The organism is Clostridium sp. CTA-1 (assembly GCF_054768215.1).
In genome coordinates this window covers 136,280-156,006 of the sequence record NZ_BAAAAP010000001.1, presented here as the reverse complement: position 1 = coordinate 156,006, position 19,727 = coordinate 136,280, and the positions used below count along the sequence as shown (strand labels likewise).

21 protein-coding genes are annotated in these 19,727 nt (G+C 28.5%); 2 read left to right on the top strand and 19 right to left on the bottom strand.

Annotation, left to right across the window (positions count from 1 at the left end; genetic code table 11):
* Positions 1–125: 125 nt before the first annotated feature.
* The 9 genes from ACYUEW_RS00755 to ACYUEW_RS00715 form a co-directional block, all read right to left on the bottom strand.
* The gene (locus ACYUEW_RS00755; RefSeq protein WP_460276014.1) at positions 126–680 is read right to left on the bottom strand and encodes a 5-formyltetrahydrofolate cyclo-ligase; all 555 of its coding nucleotides are present in this window, start codon (positions 678–680) and stop codon (positions 126–128) included.
* A complete protein-coding gene (gene hprK / locus ACYUEW_RS00750; RefSeq protein ID WP_080333551.1) occupies positions 673–1,596 on the bottom strand; it encodes an HPr(Ser) kinase/phosphatase in 924 nt (307 codons plus the stop codon). Before hprK ends, ACYUEW_RS00755 begins: the two co-directional genes overlap by 8 nt.
* A gap of 31 nt (positions 1,597–1,627) precedes the next feature.
* Positions 1,628–1,816: a DUF896 domain-containing protein gene (locus ACYUEW_RS00745; RefSeq protein ID WP_003484568.1), complete on the bottom strand. Its 189-nt coding sequence runs from the start codon at positions 1,814–1,816 to the stop codon at positions 1,628–1,630.
* Between the two features lie 275 nt (positions 1,817–2,091).
* Positions 2,092–2,820 carry a TVP38/TMEM64 family protein gene (locus ACYUEW_RS00740; RefSeq protein ID WP_257412270.1) on the bottom strand — a complete coding sequence of 243 codons (729 nt, stop codon included), beginning with the start codon at positions 2,818–2,820 and terminating at the stop codon, positions 2,092–2,094.
* Positions 2,786–3,505, bottom strand: a complete 720-nt coding sequence (locus ACYUEW_RS00735; protein ID WP_257412271.1) for a TVP38/TMEM64 family protein — start codon at positions 3,503–3,505, stop codon at positions 2,786–2,788. Before ACYUEW_RS00735 ends, ACYUEW_RS00740 begins: the two co-directional genes overlap by 35 nt.
* Before the next feature lie 108 nt (positions 3,506–3,613).
* Positions 3,614–4,759, bottom strand: a complete 1,146-nt coding sequence (locus tag ACYUEW_RS00730) for a (Fe-S)-binding protein (protein ID WP_460276013.1) — start codon at positions 4,757–4,759, stop codon at positions 3,614–3,616.
* Positions 4,759–5,757: a phosphotransferase gene (locus ACYUEW_RS00725; RefSeq protein ID WP_460276012.1), complete on the bottom strand. Its 999-nt coding sequence runs from the start codon at positions 5,755–5,757 to the stop codon at positions 4,759–4,761. Before ACYUEW_RS00725 ends, ACYUEW_RS00730 begins: the two co-directional genes overlap by 1 nt.
* Complete coding sequence (locus ACYUEW_RS00720; RefSeq protein WP_460276011.1) at positions 5,735–6,436, bottom strand: TIGR04282 family arsenosugar biosynthesis glycosyltransferase; 702 nt, start codon at positions 6,434–6,436, stop codon at positions 5,735–5,737. Before ACYUEW_RS00720 ends, ACYUEW_RS00725 begins: the two co-directional genes overlap by 23 nt.
* A complete protein-coding gene (locus ACYUEW_RS00715; protein ID WP_460276010.1) occupies positions 6,436–7,110 on the bottom strand; it encodes a TIGR04283 family arsenosugar biosynthesis glycosyltransferase in 675 nt (224 codons plus the stop codon). The genes ACYUEW_RS00720 and ACYUEW_RS00715 overlap by 1 nt, the downstream gene beginning before the upstream one ends.
* Positions 7,111–7,297: 187 nt before the next feature.
* On the opposite strand from ACYUEW_RS00715, the gene ACYUEW_RS00710 reads away from it, so the two are divergent.
* Entirely contained in the window at positions 7,298–8,272 is a 975-nt protein-coding gene (locus tag ACYUEW_RS00710) for a sulfurtransferase (protein ID WP_460276009.1), read from the top strand.
* Positions 8,273–8,487: 215 nt separating this feature from the next.
* Here ACYUEW_RS00710 and glpX read toward each other — a convergent pair whose 3' ends face one another.
* Positions 8,488–9,462, bottom strand: a complete 975-nt coding sequence (gene glpX, locus ACYUEW_RS00705; protein ID WP_003484554.1) for a class II fructose-bisphosphatase — start codon at positions 9,460–9,462, stop codon at positions 8,488–8,490.
* A 483-nt stretch (positions 9,463–9,945) separates the two neighbouring features.
* On the opposite strand from glpX, the gene ACYUEW_RS00700 reads away from it, so the two are divergent.
* Positions 9,946–10,119 (top strand): aspartyl-phosphate phosphatase Spo0E family protein, encoded by a 174-nt coding sequence (locus tag ACYUEW_RS00700; RefSeq protein WP_043013515.1) that lies wholly within the window; start codon positions 9,946–9,948, stop codon positions 10,117–10,119.
* Positions 10,120–10,153: 34 nt separating this feature from the next.
* Here the strand turns inward: ACYUEW_RS00700 and ACYUEW_RS00695 are convergent, their stop codons facing one another.
* The 9 genes from ACYUEW_RS00695 to ACYUEW_RS00655 form a co-directional block, all read right to left on the bottom strand.
* Entirely contained in the window at positions 10,154–10,549 is a 396-nt protein-coding gene (locus ACYUEW_RS00695) for a hypothetical protein (RefSeq protein ID WP_003484539.1), read from the bottom strand.
* Between the two features lie 465 nt (positions 10,550–11,014).
* Positions 11,015–12,184 (bottom strand): FprA family A-type flavoprotein, encoded by a 1,170-nt coding sequence (locus ACYUEW_RS00690; RefSeq protein WP_043032136.1) that lies wholly within the window; start codon positions 12,182–12,184, stop codon positions 11,015–11,017.
* 321 nt (positions 12,185–12,505) lie between these two features.
* Positions 12,506–13,012 (bottom strand): membrane protein, encoded by a 507-nt coding sequence (locus ACYUEW_RS00685; RefSeq protein ID WP_030035876.1) that lies wholly within the window; start codon positions 13,010–13,012, stop codon positions 12,506–12,508.
* Positions 13,013–13,835: 823 nt separating this feature from the next.
* A complete protein-coding gene (locus ACYUEW_RS00680) occupies positions 13,836–14,126 on the bottom strand; it encodes a NifB/NifX family molybdenum-iron cluster-binding protein (RefSeq protein ID WP_003484536.1) in 291 nt (96 codons plus the stop codon).
* Positions 14,127–14,253: 127 nt separating this feature from the next.
* The gene (locus ACYUEW_RS00675; RefSeq protein ID WP_043032137.1) at positions 14,254–15,117 is read right to left on the bottom strand and encodes a nucleoside hydrolase; all 864 of its coding nucleotides are present in this window, start codon (positions 15,115–15,117) and stop codon (positions 14,254–14,256) included.
* 17 nt (positions 15,118–15,134) lie between these two features.
* Positions 15,135–15,671 carry a peptide deformylase gene (def, locus tag ACYUEW_RS00670; RefSeq protein ID WP_460276008.1) on the bottom strand — a complete coding sequence of 179 codons (537 nt, stop codon included), beginning with the start codon at positions 15,669–15,671 and terminating at the stop codon, positions 15,135–15,137.
* 219 nt (positions 15,672–15,890) lie between these two features.
* Entirely contained in the window at positions 15,891–16,541 is a 651-nt protein-coding gene (locus ACYUEW_RS00665) for a V-type ATP synthase subunit D (protein WP_030035883.1), read from the bottom strand.
* A 28-nt stretch (positions 16,542–16,569) separates the two neighbouring features.
* Positions 16,570–17,955 carry a V-type ATP synthase subunit B gene (locus ACYUEW_RS00660; RefSeq protein ID WP_163200901.1) on the bottom strand — a complete coding sequence of 462 codons (1,386 nt, stop codon included), beginning with the start codon at positions 17,953–17,955 and terminating at the stop codon, positions 16,570–16,572.
* On the bottom strand, positions 17,948–19,720 hold the full coding sequence (locus tag ACYUEW_RS00655) for a V-type ATP synthase subunit A (RefSeq protein WP_460276087.1): 1,773 nt from the start codon (positions 19,718–19,720) through the stop codon (positions 17,948–17,950). The genes ACYUEW_RS00660 and ACYUEW_RS00655 overlap by 8 nt, the downstream gene beginning before the upstream one ends.
* Positions 19,721–19,727: the final 7 nt, after the last annotated feature.

The window sequence follows — 19,727 nt, the reverse complement described above, 5'->3', positions numbered from 1 at the left end:
AATATTAAAAAACTAACTAAATTTTTTATATTATATGAAAAAATTATAGTTAGCTTTATTATAAAAATACATTTATTTTAAACTTAATTTATATATACTACTAAAAAACACTTCTTTTCTAAATATTAAAAATCTATTATAATTTCATCTACTAATATATCATGTACATCCTTTGGAACCTCTTTTAATATTTGAAAATCATAAGCTAAAGCTATTTTGGGGACTTCTCTTTTTAGTTTAGGAATAAACCTGTCATAAAAACCTCCACCATACCCCAGTCTTCCCCCTTTAATATCAAAGGCCAAACCTGGCAAAATAGCTAAATCTATTTCTTTTGGATCTACTATGTTTTGAAAATTTTTAGGCTCTAATATTTTATAATGTCCACATTCTATAAGTTCTGAAAAATCCTTTATTTCTATAGCTACCATGCCTTCCTTTATAGATATAACCTTAGGCACACATACTCTTTTCCCATGTTTTAGACCTTCTTTTATAATATCATGGGTATTAACTTCATCCCTTAAACTTGCATATATAAATATGAAATTTGAATCTTTATATGAAGAATTTTTCTGGAACTTATCTTTTATTATTGTGTCTCTTTCTATTTTTTCTTCTAAAGTTAAAGATTTTCTTACATTTATAATTTTTTCTCTTAAAATAGCTTTATTATTCATCTTCTCTTAAACCAACAGCCTCCTTACTAATTCTTTCATTTATTATATCTGCTGGACAATTTTTTGTAACTAAATTATATCTATAATTCGCTGCTGCCGCCTCTATTATAACAGCTAAATTTCTCCCTGGTCTTATAGGTACAGTAAGCTTTCTAACTGGTGTATTCAATATATCTATATATTCTTTATCCACACCTAATCTATCATAAGTTTTTTCCGCTTTCCATTGCTCCAAATTAATCATTAAATCAATTTTTTTCTCATTTAATATAGAACTTAATCCATAAAGAGCTGCTACATCTATTATTCCCATTCCTCTAACTTCCATCATGCCTGAAGTAATAGATGGAGATGTACCTTTTAATATCCCATTTATCTCTTTAATATCCACTGCATCATCTGCTACTAATCTATGCCCTCTTTTTATGAGTTCTAAAGCTGTTTCCGTTTTTCCTATGCCACTTTCTCCTGTGATAAGTATACCAATCCCATATACATCTAAAAGAACGCCATGCATTCTAGTCTCCGGAGCTAATTTCTCATCTAAATAAGACATTAAGGAACTTACAAATCTAGTAGATATTTCACCAGTTCTTAAAACCCACTGTCCTTTTTCTTTAGCACTATTTATAAATTCATCATGAGCCACTAGATTTCTTGTTATTATAATACATGGGGTTTTAAATTCAAAAAATTTATTTAATCTTTTAATCCTAAGTTCCTTTTTCATTACATCTAAAAAACTCCATTCTGTTTTTCCAACTACCTGGACTCTTTCATTAGCAAAATAATTATAAAAACCTGAAAATTGAAGACCTGGTCTATTAATATCACTAACATCTATAATATTATTCTCTAATCCCTCTACTAATACCTCTAATTCCATATCCTTTATTAAATTCTTTACCCTAACCAAATGGTTTACACCTCCTTTGAATAAAGACTTATTAGTTTTTTCTATTAGGAGTTGGTATCTTTTCTACCCCTTCTAATTGAACCTTCACATTTCCTTTTATTATATTTATATATTCTCTTCTTAATTTTTGTTGTTCTATTTTTTCTTCTTCTGTAAGTCCTTCTTCTTTACTTTTTTTATATAAAAAATTAATTCTTTCTATAAGTTTTTTCATATCCATATTTTACAACTCCTTAATATTAATTTACATTTTATTTTACATCATATTTTGTAAAAATAAAATACATCTAAATCTATTATTTATTAAATTAAGGTTAAATAGCACCATAAAGACTAAAAATAGCATAAAATAAGAGGATGTATCAAAATGTAAACTAAACTGATATGTACCCCGTAGGTAGCCACAGATAAAAATACTGTGTGAAATCTACTTAACGGGGTTCATACCAAAATAAATTTACTATTTAACACCCTCTTTAATGTTTTTATATTCTTTTAACTTTCTAAACTTTCATCATCAACTTTAGCTTTATCTTCTTTCTTTTTTTTATCCATTAAATATTTTTTCACAGCTACGGCAAATACTATTAAAGCTATTACCCCTGAAAATATCCATAATCCCATTTTTGCCATGTTACCTATGTTTTGTCCTAATATAGAATAGACTATAGTAGCTGGAAGTTGTCCAACTCCTGTGGCCCAAAAGAAAGCCCAGAACGACATTTCTGTAAGCCCAGCTGCATAACTTATAGCATCAAAAGATACAAAGGGCAAAAGTCTAGCTATTAATATAGCATATTTACCATACTTGTCAAAAAACTTATCTGTCATATCTAATGCTTTTTTACCAATTATCTTTTCCGCTACAGGTCTTCCATAGAATTTACTTATATAAAAACATAAAACCGCTCCCATCATAGCCCCTGTCCAAGATATTAGAGCTCCAAAGGCCCATCCAAATACCCAAGCATTAGCAAAGGTTATTATAAAGGCTGGAAGTGGAGCTGCAATAGATTGAAACATCATAAGAGCCATAGATATAAGTGGAGCCCAAATACCAAAGGATTTTATATAATCTTTTACCTCTTCTATATTTAGTCTAGCAAGCATTGAAGCTATTTTATTTACTCCATTTTTAAAACCAGGAATTAAAAAATACAAAAGTATTATGCCTAAAAGAAAACCTAATTTAATTATTAAACTCTTCTTTTTCTTTTGATTCATAACTATCCCCTTTCTTAATTATATCTTTCTGTAATTTATTAAAGGATAGTTTCTTTTTCATAATAAAAGAAACTAAACATAGCAAAACCAATAATACTATAGATATTACAAATTGTTTAGATTTAATATTTAAAGCTTTATCCCCAAGATTTATAAAAACTAATATACCAGGAATTATTCCTACTGTAGTAGCCAAAATAAAATCTTTAAATTTTATTTTTGAAAGTCCTGCTCCATAACTTATAATGTCAAAAGGAACTAAAGGTATTAATCTTAATATAAATACAACTAAAAATCCATTTTTCTCTACCCCATCCTCAAACCATTTTCCTTTTCCTTTAACCAGTTTTTCCACTACATTTCTTCCTAAAACTCTAGCTATATAAAAAGATAGCGATGCTCCACAAACAGCACCTATTATAGTATATATGCTGCCTTCCACCATTCCAAAGGCCATACCTCCAGCTATAGCTAATATGGAATCTGGGAACAATGTAAGGGGTACTAAAGTAAATAATATTATATAAATTATAGGAGCTATGGCACCATAACTATTTACATACTCCTTTATAGAAACTGCACTTACATCTTTAGCCAATATAGTATTTCTTAAAAAATATACTAAAAAAGCTAATAAAACAACAAATATTATGGAAACTATAATATTTTTTTTAGATTTTTCCACACAAACGCCCCCATTAAAATTTTTATTTTATCCTGCATTTCTCAATTGTAACCTTTATTTAAAGGAGAATCTGAAATATAATCAAAACTCAATAGAAATTATTAAATTTTACTTTATCATTCTCTTTATTTTTAGCCTATTACTCCAGGATTTTAAAGGAGAATTTATTTTTATATCCTTATACTCGTTAACTATTTTCTCTCCAAAAATCAAGTCTAATATATGCAGTGATTTTGCTCCCCCCTTAATAATGGATTCTCTACAACCTGCACAATAAGTAATTATATAATCTTGTCCAGTTTTTTTTCCAGCTTCCCTCATCATAGCATTAGATACCTTAGAGTTTACTGCATGAATCATTCCTCCTGTACCACAACAATTAGTCCTATTTTTTATATTATCTCCTTCTAAAATTTCATATCCTAATTCTTTCATAATCCATCTTATACTGCTTTGTATTTCTTTTTCATGTCTTGTAACACAAGAATCGTGAATAGAAAATTTAACTTTACTATTATCTCCCTTATTTACAGCATTGTCTGGCAAACCTATCTCCTCTAAAGTTGTCCAAAGGGATTTAACCTTTATATCTTTACTATAGTTTTTCATTATCATATAGCAGTTTTGACAGGCAGTTATTACTTCTATCGCTCCAGTATCCCTTATATGTTTTTCTACATTACTAAATAATTTATTAAATTTCCCCTCTTCCCCTAAGGCTTCTGTGGGTTTTCCACAACATTCTAAGAGCATAGAGGTACCTGGTAGTTCTTCTTTTAAATATTCATATATTTTTAAAACCAATTCTGGACTATAAGCAGGAAGTGTACAACCGGGGAAAAATATTCTCTCTACCTTATTAGTTTCCCTATTTTTGTCTTCTACATACTTTGTAAATAATTTTGAGAATCCTAATTTTTGATGCATGTGCACAGAGTTATGCTCTTTTAAAGGGGTTTTGCCATTATTTTGCTCTACAGTTTCTACTCTAAGATCCATAAAAACTTTTGTCATATTTAAATCTTTAGGACAAACTTCTTTGCATTTCCCACAGATAGCACAAGAATAAGGAAGTATAGCTTCAAACTGCCCCTCCTCAAGTATCCTACCAAATATTTTCTTAGGATTACCTCCAAATTCTTTTAACATAGAACAATTTTTAACACATATATTACACTCTATACAATTTTCTTTTATGTTTTCTATACGTTTTTTTCTTTTTGTATCTTTTATATAAAAACATTTCTTATCCATTAAAACCACCTATTCAATAGATTACTCATAAAATCTAATTCTAAATACTCTTTTATCTTTTCATAAGTATCCATATTTTTTATATCTCTATCTGGATTTTGATATTCTAAATAAGCATAAGCACACCAGCTTAAAGCTCTCAAATAAAGATAGGGTGTATACATATCTACTCTTTCTCTTATATTTTTCCCTTTAAAAAATTTCTCATAATTACAAAAAAACTCATTTATCTCATAGTTCTTTAATATATAATTCCCCTTCCAAAGAGTAGTGGTTGGTGCTAAAAACTGTGTTAAATCCTGACAGGGGTCGCTTATAACTGGTTTCTCCCAATCTATTAAATAAAAATTCTTAAATCCTATTATGAAATTATGCGAATTAACCTCTGTGTTATTTATTACCTGCATAGGATTATCTGTAAAATATTTTTCTTTATAAGAATTTTCTGTAGCCCAATTTATAAATTTATAAAAGAATTTTTTTATATCTTCTCTTATTAATGAACTATTCCAAAAATCCTTTAAAAGATTATTAGCTTCTTTTATTCTGTCAGAAAATATATTATTTTCTACTATAAAAGAAGAAAAATCCTCTTTATTAAGTTCTATAGAATGTATTTTGCCAAATATTTCAGCAGCTTTATTTAGGTCTTTTTCATAATTTAATGGTATGCCTTCCAAAAATTCCATTATTAACACACCATACCTTATGTACTCTTTACTACCATCTACATAATAAACCTTTGGAGTAACTTTACTCTTTCCTAACCTTTTTAATGCTCCATATTCATATTGTATTTGATTTTCTAATGACAATTGGCTTCCCGTATTTACCCTAAAAACATACTTATTTATTTTATCCTCTAATATAAAATTTATATTATATTCACCCTGGGCCAAAAATCTAACATTAAAATTTCTACTTAAATTTATTATTTCAAACAAATTCTTATGATAAACATATTCTCTTATTTCTTTAATCAACATATCTTTCAGCATCTTCATCTCTCCACCAATTTTCTAAATACTTCTTAGTATTTTTAGGTATAATATCATACTTATATAATTTGTAATTTAATCTATAAATCAAGTTTTTAAGGTCCTCTTTTGTGTCTATATCTTCATATTTCCCTGTAAAATCTACTGTTAAATTTTCTTTATTTAATAAATCCATAGTACTATAAAATACAGATTTATCTCCCCATTTTATATCCTCTTTAAAAACTATTTTATTTAATTTTTTCATACCTACAAGATAATAGCCTCCATCAAATGTAGGTCCAAAACATAAATCTTTATATTCTAAAATATCAAAAGCCCTTAATATATCCTTGATCTGAATCTCTGGTATATCAGAACCTATTAAAACAACTTTTTCATAACCTTTTTTTAAAACCTCATCTACAGCATTTCCCATTCTTTGTCCTATATCTTTACCTTCTTGTGAAAAATATCTGGCAAAACTTGGTACCAAAGGCTCTATTATACTAAAATCCCCTTCATCACTGTAAGTTACATATATATCCATACTCTCTTTTAAGTATTTACACATATTAAATACATCCTTTAAAAAGCATTTATGTATCTCTGAACACTGCTGCCCTGTTAATATTTTCATAAGCCTAGTTTTAGTCTTACACGGTACAGGTATCCTAGTCATTATTATAAGTGCATTCATTACCTTTCCTCCCGATATATTTTATTTAATTTTTCTGTAGGTACTCCCATAAAATATAGAATTCTTAATTTATGCATTAGAATATGTGTTTTAAATTGGCCTCCCTTTTTAAACCTTCTTGCAGAGGTACCAATATAATAAGGTAAAAGCTTAAGTTTGCCTAATCTTCTTAATCTAAAAGAAAATTCTAAATCCTCCATTATATCCAATGCTGGATATCCTCCCATATTTAAAAATATATCTTTTTTAACAAATATTCCTTGATCTCCATAATATATATTAAATTTATTCGCTCTTATATTTGAAGTTTTAGATATATATTTCATAAATAAACTATTTAAATCATAAAAATATATAGGAAATCCACCTCCTATATATCCATCTTTTATAGCTTTTTCTATAGCCACTGTGCTTTCATAATGAACTGTAGAATCTGAATGTACAAACCAAAGAATACTTCCATTAGCTTCTTTAGCTCCACAATTCATTTGATTAGATCTACCCTTTTTACTTTTTATAACTTTACCATATTGAGAGGCTATATCTATAGTAGAATCTTTGCTTCCTCCATCTATAATTAAAATTTCTTTTTCACCCTTTAATCTTTTTAAATTTATCAATAAATTTTCTATAGTTTTTTCTTCATTTAAAACTGGAACTATTATAGAAACCATATAATCTCATCAACCCTTATCTCATGTATTAATCTAATTATAATTTTTTGAAATACTTATTTGTTGTTATATAAAAAAAAATTATAGGTTATAGTCCACCTATTTGTATTTTTTATTGACTTTTATATGTATAAAATTAAATGATATACTAATTATAACATCTATTAAAAAAGGAGTGAAATAATATATGAAAATGGAAAAAAATTTCTTTAGAAGTTTTTCCTCTATTGTTCTTTGTTTTGTTTTAGGAATTACACTTTTTACTGGTTGTTCTAACTCATCTTCTAATAAAGAAGAAACAAAGGATAAAAAGCAAGAAACAACACAAAAAAAATCCTATAAAGACAGTAGTTACATAGTAGATTCTGACTGGCTATCTAAAAATTTAAATAAAGATAATGTAATAATAATAGATGCTCGCCCTGACAAAGACTATAAAAAAGGTCATATACCTGGAGCTATAAATGTTCAGTGGCCATATTTTACTAACCAGGAAGGAAAACCCGGTGAAAAAGATTGGGGAATGCTTTTACCAGAAAAAGAACTTTCTAAAAAATTGTCTTCCTTAGGTATAGATAAAAACAAAACCATCGTTGCTTATGCAGAAAATAAAAGTGGTTGGGGAGAAGATGGGAGAATAATTTGGATGCTTAGAATGCTAGGCATAGAAAATTCCAAAATGTTAAATGGTGGATTTGACTATTGGAAAAACAAAAACTTAGAAATATCAAAAGATGATGTTACTCCTAAAAAAAGTGATTTTATAGTAGAGAATATGGACAAATCTATGTATGCAGATACAAAGTGGGTTAAAGAAAACTTAGACAAAATAAAAATATTAGATGCTAGAGAAGAAGTGGAATATAAGGGTGCAACAAAATATGGTGAGGCTAGAGGTGGACACCTACCTGGAGCTAAACTATTTACTTTTAATAAAGCATTCAATGAGGATCAAAGTTTAAAAAGCCAAAAAGAGATAGAAGACCTGTTAACAGAAGCTGGTATTAAAAAAGATGATGAAATACTTACTTACTGTACTGCTGGTATAAGATCTGCCCACTTAGCTTTAGTATTAAAAATGTGCGGATATAATAACGTTAAAAACTATGATGGGTCCTTCTATATGTGGTCAGCGGATAAGAATTTACAAATAGAAAAATAATTTGAATATATTAATTAAATTATTAAATATCACATTTTAAAATAGAACTATATTGAAGTATTAGTTGATTAAATTTAAAATATTGTATAGTAATCTATAAATAAGAAATTTTATACACTACTATAAATCAAAAAAGTATGTATTAAAGAGCTAAATCTTAATACATACTTTTTTTATATATAAAGAATTATTAAAGAACTAATTTAATTTTTAAATTATTCAACTACTATAGCACTTTTGGCTAAATTATGGCAAGCTTTAACAAATCTAATAGTACCAGTTTTAGATCTCATAACTATAGAATTTGTAATAGCCTTCTCATTTCTATTGTAAACTACTCCCTTTAACAAATCACAATCTGTTATAGCTGTAGCTGCAAAATAAACATCATCACTTTTTACTAAATCATCTATATAAAGTATAGCTTCATGATCTTTTATTCCCATAGTCTTGCATCTTTCTATTTCCTCTTGACTAGTTGGACAAAGTTGCGCTTGCATTTCACCGCCCATACATTTTATAGCAGCTGCTGCTATAACACCTTCTGGAGCTCCGCCGGTTCCCATCATTATATCTACTCCAGTATCTTCAAATCCGCAGGCTAATACTGCCGCTACATCTCCTTCTCCAAAAAGCTTAACTCTAGCCCCTACTTCTCTTGCATCTTTTACTATATAATCATGTCTATCCCTTTCTTGAACTATAACTGTAAGTTCTGTTACATCTTTATTTAAAGCCCTAGCTACATTCAATATATTTTCTTTAGGGGATTTATTTATATCTATAGCTCCCTTAGCCCCTGATCCTACAGCTATTTTCTTCATATACATATCTGGCGCATGAAATAAACTTCCTTTAGGTCCCATAGCTACTACAGCTATAGCATTTTCTAAACCTTTTGCTATAAGTTTAGTTCCATCTACTGGATCTACAGCTATGTCCATTTCTACCATATCCTCTGCACCAATTCCAACTTCTTCACCTATATATAACATAGGAGCCTCATCTAATTCTCCTTCTCCTATAACAACCTTACCTCTTACAGGCATTATTTGAAAAGCTTTGTGCATACCATCCACTGCTGCTTGATCTGCTGCGTTTTTATCTCCTCTACCCATAAATTTTGATGCACTTAACGCTGCTGCTTCTGTTACTCTCGCAAGTCCCATAGCAATATCTGTATTTAGCATATATTTTCCCCCTCAAATCATGGTTTATTGTATACAAATAATAATTTATATATATTTTTTACTTTTATTTCGTTAAAATCTCTCAATTAGCATATCATATTAATATATATGTAACCATTAATCTTTTTTATTATATCATATTTAATAAATATGACAAGTAGCTTAAATAAAATAGATTATTTTGTTGAAATAAAAAAACTTTTCGACATCTTGTTTTTATTTTATAGTTTTTTATTCACAGTTCTATCCCTTAGGTGCCAACAACTAGCATATTTTTCCACAATTCCTACACAATTTTTCCACAATTTATCAACATAGTAATACACATTTTATCAACAGAAATTATAGTTATTTATGTTGCAGAATGTATAACCTTGACTTACGAAATATATGATAACTTCGATATAATCTGTTAGAATAAGGATATAAAACAAAGAAGTAATTAATTATAATTAAACTTACACAATAAATGGAGTTGATGCTGTGAATAATTTACAATTAAAAACTTTAAATTTAAAAATTTATTATCTTAAACAATATTTATATACCTTAATAGATGAGCATGATTTATCTAATTCTGAAGTAATACAATGCAGTAAAGAATTGGACAAGCTTATTGTAGAATATGAAAATAAAAAATATAAAAATTTATATTAATAAAATAACCACAGATTTATCTGTGGTTTCATTTTTAATAAACAAATCCTATTATTTCATCTATATCTATGTTTCTACCTTGTTCATAGAAAACTACAATAAATTCATTTACCCCATTATCTACAGTATCATCATAACATATATACTGAGCTTCTATATCTAAATCTTCTCTTAAGTCTTCAAGTATGTCCTCTATATTATCTTTTGATATATCATTTAAATAAGGCTTATATAAATCATCCACTTCTTCTCCATCTTCTATATTTTCCTTAGAAGCTTCTTCCTCTGCATAAGCTTTAGCTGCTAATATCTCTTCCTCATCAAATTCATAATAAATTTTAATTGGAAAAACATCCTCATTATATTCTATTTCTTCAATATTATATATGTCGTTGTCATTTAAATAATCTATTATTTCTTCTCTGTTCATTTTAATCCTCCTACTTATAATTTAATTATTAAAATATCATTTTTATTAATTCAACGAATTTTAAAAAAATCCTTTAATTAATCTATTTATATGTATGCGTTGTTTGTAAATATGTGCTGATTTTAGAAATAAATTAACAATTACTAAGTTTCTTTAAATATCATTTTACCCAATATATGATTTTTAAATCTAATAAAGATTTAAATTTTAAAAAATCTTTATTAATTTTAAATAATTTCTTTATTTTAGAATTTTAAAATCTTATAAAACTATCTAAAATAGAAATATTATAATTCTAATAAAAAAGCTATGAATTTAGAATATTATATTTCCAAATTCATAGCTTTTTAAATTTAAAATAAAATTTGTTTTATTACTTTTCTATCTGATGTCCTTATGGTTCTTTATAAAAACAAATTGCTTTATACTATGATAAATCCACAAACCCATGCAAGAATATTATTTTTAAAGAAGTTTTATATATTCTTCTATAAATTCCTCTGCTCTTTTAAAGTCATCTTTACTTGGAACAAACTTAAATTTAAAAGGTTCTTCTACAACTTTTAATTTTAACCCTCTTAATCTATCTGTCATAAGAGAAGGGCCTTCTCCACTCCAACCATAAGATCCAAAGGCTCCTGCTGCTTTACCTCTATTACTTATAACACCTATATGACTCATTACATCCCAAACTGGCTTTACTGCATCCTGGTTTATAGTTGGAGAACCTAAAATAATTCCTGTAGAATTTTCTATTAATTCTAATACCTTTTCCATAGGCATAGAAGTTATTTCATGTCCTTCTGCTTTAATTCCTTTTTCATTAAGTTTTTGAACTAAATATTCTCCCATTTTTTCTGTATTTCCATAAGCTGAAATATATAATACTTGAATATTTTGTTCCTTTGTATCTTCTGTAGCCCACTTTCTATAAAGATCTATATATTTAGAAATATCTTCTATATGAACAGGACCATGGCTTGTAGCTACCATGTCAAAATCTAAATCTTTTATTTTGTCTAATCCCATTAATACAAACTTTTTAAATGGACCCATAATAACATCAAAATAATATTTCATCTCTTCTAAATAATCTCCAGAACAAGTATCTGTTATACAACCTTCTGGGCAGTAGTGACAACCTAGGAAATCACAGGTAAATAACACTTTTTCATTTTCAGCATAAGTAAACATAGTATCTGGCCAATGTAAGTTTGGTGCAGTTATAAACTTTAATGTGGTTTTTCCTAAATTTAATTCTTTTGGTGCTGGTAAATTTTTAAATTCTTTATTTATAATATCTTTAATATAAATTAATGCAGCTCTTGATCCTATAACTGTTGCCTCCGGATAGATCTCCAATAATTTACTCAAAGATCCACTATGATCTAATTCTGTATGTTGAACAATTATATAATCGACCTTTTTATCACCTATTACTTCTCTTATATTTTCCATGTATTCATCAAAATAACCATCTTTAACACAATCTATAAGAGCTACTTTCTCATCATCTATAAGGTATGCATTATATGTGGTTCCTTTTTTAGTTTCCATTATAATATCAAAAACTCTTAATTCTGGATTTCTAACTCCAATCCAATGTATGTTTTTTTTCAATTGTACACTCGCCATATTTTTAACCTCCTGTATTTTAAGAAATATTTTCACAATATACTAACTTTATCTTTTATATTTATTTTAACATATTAAAAGAAAATATTAAATACTAATAGTTATCTATGTAGCTTTAGGAAGTTTTATATAAGGTATTTTATATTTAATTCTTAAAGAAATTATAATTTACTAGAAGAAAAAAGGCTTTATTCCTAAAACATATTATATTTAAAACTACATAATAGTATTATAACCTAAATAGTTTTAAATAAAGGAATCATAGCCTTTTTATATATTTTTTAAAATTTATTTTTAAATAATAGTTTAAGCATATATTTATTATTTTGATGAAACTGTAGGCACTAATTTTATGTTTAATGTTTTAGATAGTGCTTTTACTAAAGCAAAAGCAATTATACCATCTACTAAATGATGGAGTATAGATCCTATTCCTACAGCAACTAATATTTTATATAGTGTAAATCCAAAAGGAATTACTGCTATAGCTTCTAAAGCTCCATGTATTGGCGCAGTTATAGCTATTACTTTTTTAAAAGGCATACCTTTTTTTATAAGAATAGCTCCTATAAGCCCAACAAAAGTATGCATAAACGCTCTAGCTGCGACCACTAAAGGGGTAGATACTAAAAATCCCAAAGTGGAACCTAACCCTACCATCACCGCTGAAGCTGGTCCTAAAAGCATAGCTACAAACAAAGGCACATGTGATGCTAAGGTAGCTGTAAAAGGTCCTAATTGAATTTTTAAAAATCCAAAGGCTAATGGAATTACTATGGCTAAAGCAGTTAAAACTGCAGCATAGGTCATTTTTTTTACATTTTTCATTTTTTTATCCCCCTGTATAGTTAAGTGTATATACATTAGTATACACTATACTTTCCCTTTTGTAAATATACTTTTATATTGCTTATTGATAAAAAGTTATATAATTATCTTCTCTACAACTAAATCTTTATTAAACTATTATGAAAATATATATTAGAAATTTTTCTTTACTTTAAAAAACTAAATCTATTATTAAATTATTTAAATTTATTATTAATATAAATTATACCTATTGACACTATCTATAGAATATATTAATATATAAGCATACCCCATATGGGTATGGAGGTGAATATATTATGATAAAAATAGATGAAAAAGCATTAAAAATAGCAAAAGAAAAAAATTCAAATTTTATAATTAACTTAATAACTACGACCTGTGGTGGATGAGGATCTAACGGATCCCAAATCCAAAATCTCAGTGTTGAGATTTCAAAGAAAATTCCAGTAAAAAATGCTTTTCATAGTTTTGAATATGAAGGCATAAAAATATTTATAAATAAATCTCTAAAACTTGGAGAAGAAATATTAGTTTATCAAAAGCTTAAACTTCCTTTTATAGGGGCTATATATGGTATTAAAGGAGTACTAGTACCCTAAATAGAATTTTAATTACAATAAACTAAAAATACAAAGCATATAAATATTTTTTTAATAAATTAATAATTAAAAAGCTATAAATTTGAAATTTAATCTTTCAAATTTATAGCTTTTTACTTTTAATATATCTTTAACATATAATATTTATATAAACTTTTCTAAATTTTTAGTGAATAAAGGTGCTTATGATAAATGCAGTCTATCTAAAACTAGTAATAATTTTATGTCAGTTTATGAATAAAATCTTTTAATTTTTCTTTATCATTTAAAACAACTACATGAAAATTATTTTCTTTTAATTTTAAATTAAGATTATTAGATATCCCTAATGTAATAATAGTATTTACGTCCTGCTTTTTTAAAAATTCTACCATATCTTCTTTAAGTTTTTTTAAAATAATATGCTTTTCTATAAACTTATCTTCTTTTAGTGTATAGAACGTAAATTTAGTAGTATCTTCCTCTAGAGCGCATATCTCATTTTCCTCTATTGGAATAACTATATTTTTCATATAAACACCTACTATCTTAAAATAATTTTATTCCATAGCCATGTCTTAAGGTAAGGGCCTTCAAAATTTAAATAAATATAGATTCTTCTCATAAATAAACTACATGTAAACTTAAGAATTACTCCTTTTATAGTTTTCCCCACTTTTCAATAAGAATACTATTAAATTTATCTAAATCTATTATCTTATTTGGCATATTTACTTTAAATCCTTTATCTTTTTCACTTAAACTTATAATTCCAGATTTTAGTTCTTCTATATCAGGATTTATATAAACAAAATTTTCATTGAAAATCTCCTTATTTGTTATATACATAGCTGCCGATGCATCCCAATTGCAAAAGGCTTTTATATTAAAAGTTTTTTCCATAGAATTAAACCAAGGCTCTATTTCTTTATATACATATCTCAATATTTCATTTGAACTATTTTTAAGTACATTTAACTCTTTCTCTCTAAACAAAGCTTGAAGAGTAACATGTCCATCTAATATAGTTATATCTGCTCCTGAAGTTAAAACACTATAGGATGCTTCATAATCACAGGATAAATTTAATTCCCTAACCTCTACCCCTGAAATAAGCAAAGGTTTTGTTATACCACCCATCAGTACAATATTTTTTACATTTTTATAAAAATTTTCATCATATAAATATGCACCATATAAGTTAGACATGGAACCTGTAGCAAGTATAGTTATTTCTCCTTTATATCTGCTAGCACTTATAGCTAAAAATTTAGCTGCTTCACTAATTCTTCCTGTGTTTAAATCTCCACCTTTAAAAATAGGCTTATATTCTTTGTCCAAAAGATTCATAATTCTAAGATTATTTTCATGAACTTCCTCTACAGTACCATTACCATGAGTTGATGTTAAACCAATTAGCTCTACATTTTCATTACCTATAAGATACATTAAAGTTAAACCATCATCCACGTCTTTATCTTTAAGCCCCATGGTGTTATCACAGTCATAAATAATCCTATGCATTAGCATTCTCCCCTTTTTTATTCTATTTGTTCCACTTTGTATACTTTTTTAGCCTTATCTATATAAACTATGCCATCTAAATGATCATATTCATGGCAAAAAGCATCTTTTAGTAAGCCTGTTGCTTCATAAGTAACTTCTTCACCTTTCTCATTTAGTCCTATTATAACAACTCTTCTAGGTCTAATAACGATCCCTTCATAACCAGGATAGCTTAAACATCCTTCTTGACTTTCTTCTTTTCCTATTCCCTTTAAAAATTTAGGATTTATAAGAATTATAGGTTCTTGCCCATTTCTTAAATCTATAATAAAAATTCTTTTTAAATAACCTATTTGAGGTGCTGCAAGGCCAATACCGGTACCTGCATATAAAGTATCCTTTAAATCTTCTATAATACCTTTAATTTCATCATCAATACATTCTACTTTTTTACTAACTCTTTTTAAAGTCTTATCTCCAACTTGTAATATCTCTCTTACTGCCATAATAACTCTTAAAGCCAAAAGCTTTAAAACTCCCTCCTTTTTGTGATGTATATCTAAATTATACATAATATTCAAGAAAAATGCGAGATTATTATGGAAAATACGAAATTTAGAAATTTATTTAGCTATACTTATAGTCTTGCTCTAAAATTAAAATACTTACTTTAATATATGTGCAAACATAATATTTTATTAAAATTATTTTCTCATATATAACTATTCACTGATTTTAAAGTAAAACATATTTACTTTAGATAAAAAAAGCAGCGGGTTTCGCTGCTTTTTTTATACCATATTACTTTGCTTTTCTTCCATCATACTCTTAATTTTCATAAGTCTTGTTACTGTACTTCTTTCATTTTCATCTAACTTCATTTGTATAAATCTTATAGTTTCCTCTAGTTGAGGTATAGTCATATATTCTAGAGCATTAACTCTTCTCCTAGTTTTTTCAATTTCATCCGCCATTAGTTGGCATGCTTTTTCTACTTTAGCTAATTCTAAAAGCTTAGGTAATATACCATATAACTTTTCTATAGCACCATCTAATTCAGCAGAAGTATTGGCAAAACCATACGGGAATATACTTCCTTTATCTCCTTCTAACTTTCTTTTAAAGTCAAATACAGGCACATTAACACTCATTATGTTTTGCTTTTTAACATCTACAGAAATGCTTTCCTTTGGATAAGCTACGGCTTCCTCCAAAAACTCTGGAGACATAACAGCACTAGCCATTAAAAAGTCTTTAAAAGACCCTTCCAATTCCTTTTCTACATCTTTTCTAAGTTCGTTATTCTTTTTTATCATATCTATGAATCTTCTCATAAGCTCATCCTGCTTATCTTTTAGAAGTTTATGTCCTCTTGTGGCTGTTGTTAACCTCTTTTTAAGTTTAGTGAGCTCCATTCTAGTAGGATTTACATTTAATTTCATAAAGATCACTCATCCCTTTTAATGGTTATTATTTGCTTTCTTCAGCTTTATTTAAATATTTTTCTAGATATTCATCTCTTATTCTCTTAAGCTCTGACTTAGGTAATATAGTTAACAATTTCCATCCAAGATTTAGTGTTTCTTCTATAGTTCTATTAGTTGTGAACCCTTGAGATACATATTCTCCTTCGAAAGCATCCGCAAATTTAGCATACAATTTATCTGCATCGGATAATGCAGATTCCCCAAGTATTACGGATAATTCTTTAGCTTGCTTACCCTGTGCATAAGCTGCAAATAATTGGTTCATTGTATCTGCATGATCCTCTCTAGTTTTGCCTTTACCTATACCCTTATCTTTAAGTCTTGATAATGAAGGCAATACATCTATTGGAGGCATTATACCTTTTTTGTATAATTCTCTACTTAGTATTATTTGTCCTTCTGTTATATATCCTGTTAAGTCTGGAATTGGATGTGTTTTATCATCTTCAGGCATTGTAAGTATAGGAATTTGTGTTATAGAACCTTCTTTGCCTAAGATTCTTCCAGCTCTTTCATATAAAGTTGAAAGATCTGTATACAAGTATCCTGGATATCCACGTCTACCTGGAACCTCTTTTCTAGCAGCAGATACTTCACGAAGAGCTTCACAGTAGTTTGTTATATCAGTCATTATAACAAGTACATGCATTCCTTTTTCAAAGGCTAAGTATTCAGCTGCAGTAAGAGCCATTCTAGGTGTTGCAATTCTTTCTATAGCTGGATCATTAGCTAAGTTTATAAATAAAACCGCTCTATCTATAGCTCCTGTTTTTGTAAAGTCATCAATAAAATATTGTGCTTCTTCAAAAGTTGTTCCTATAGCTGCAAATACAACAGCGAATTTTGAATCTGAATTTAAAACCTTTGCCTGTCTTGCAATTTGAGCCGCAAGTTCCGCATGAGGCAAACCAGATCCTGAGAAAACAGGAAGCTTTTGTCCCCTAACTAAAGTATTAAGTCCATCTATAGCTGAAACCCCTGTTTGAATAAATTCATCTGGATAGTTTCTTGCCACTGGATTTATTGGTATACCACTTATATCCCTTTTTTCATCAGGAATTATTTTAGGTCCTCCATCTTTAGGATTACCCAGTCCGTCAAATACTCTTCCTAACATATCTTCAGAAACACCTAGCTCTAGAGGTTTGCCCAAGAATTTAACTTTAGCTCCTTTAATGTTTATTCCAGCTGAACCTTCAAATAATTGAACCAATGCTTTATCTTTATTAATTTCAAGAACTCTTCCACGTCTTTTTTCTCCATTATGAAGTTCTATTTCAACAAGTTCATCAAAACTAACGCCTTCTACTTGATCAACCAGCATAAGTGGTCCAACTACTTCTTTAACTGTTCTATATTCCTTAAGCATTCATTATACCTCCTTTGCTGATTAATTCATCTATTACCTCTGATAATTCATTAAATATTGCATCTATATTTTTTATATTTTCCTCTGAAATATATTTTGATCTTGCTATTTTATCTCTAACTTCTAAATCTAAAATTTCTTTTAAATATACTCCTGCATTTAATGCTCTTTCAGCTTCATCATAGAAGAATAAAACTAATTTTAACATCTTATATTGCTTTTCTAATGAAGCATAAGTATCTACTTCATGGAAGGCATTTTGTTGCAAGTAATCTTCTCTTAAGGATTTTGCAACTTCAAGTTTTAATCTATCCTTTTCAGATAAAGCATCTATACCTACAAGTCTAACTATTTCCTCTAAGCTAGCTTCTTCTTGAAGAAGTGACATAGCCTTAATTCTAAGTGCTGTCCAATCAGATGCTACATTTTCATCCATCCAAGGGCTTATTTTTTCTATATACAATGAATAGGAATTCAACCAATTTATAGCTGGGAAATGTCTTCTATATGCAAGTTGTGCATCTAATCCCCAGAATACTTTAACTATTCTTAAAGTAGCCTGTGTAACGGGCTCTGATAAGTCTCCTCCTGGAGGGGATACAGCCCCTATAACTGTTAGAGCACCTTCTCTTTCCTCAGATCCTAAAGATAACACATTACCCGCTCTTTCATAGAATTCTGCTGCTCTTGAACCTAAGTATGCTGGATATCCTTCATCACCAGGCATTTCTTCAAGTCTTCCTGACATCTCACGAAGAGCCTCAGCCCAACGAGATGTAGAATCTGCCATTAGTGCAATAGAATATCCCATATCTCTAAAATATTCTCCTATAGTTATTCCAGTATATATGGAAGCTTCTCTAGCTGCAACGGGCATATTAGAAGTATTTGCTATAAGTACAGTTCTTTTCATTAATGGTTCACCAGTTTTAGGATCCTTTAGTTCTGGGAATTCATTAAGAACATCTGTCATTTCATTACCACGTTCTCCACAACCAATATAAACAACTATTTGAGCATCTGCCCATTTCGCTAATTGATGTTGTACAACAGTTTTTCCACTTCCAAATGGTCCTGGAACACAAGCTGTACCACCCTTTGTAACTGGGAAGAATGTATCTATAACCCTTTGACCTGTTATCATAGGTTGTGCTGGATTAAGTTTTCTACCATAAGGTCTGCCCTTTCTAACAGGCCATTTTTGCATCATCATTAAGTCAGAAAGTTTATCTCCATCCTTAACTTTTGCCACAGTATCAACTATAGTAAAATCCCCTTCTTCTATAGTTTCTATAGTTCCTTTTATACCATAAGGAACCATTATTTTATGTTCTACTATAGAAGTTTCTTGAACAATACCTATTACATCTCCTGCTTCTACGGTATCTCCTGCTTTTTTAACTGGAGTGAAATGCCATTTCTTATCTCTATCTAATGAATGAACTTCTACTCCTTTTGTTATGAAATCTCCAGCCTTTGCTTTTATAGCATTTAAAGGTCTTTGTATTCCATCAAACATAGCTTCTATTAATCCAGGTCCTAATTCAACACTTAAAGGTTCTCCAGTAGTTATTACTGGATCTCCTGGTGCTAAACCTGCAGTTTCTTCGTAAACCTGAACTGAAGCTCTATCTTCTCTCATCTCTATTATTTCACCAATAAGACGTTTTTCACCAACTTTTACAACGTCATATATATTTGCCTCTTCCATTCCTTCAGCAACAACTAAAGGTCCAGATATCTTTAAAACACGTCCTGTCTTCAAGTTCACC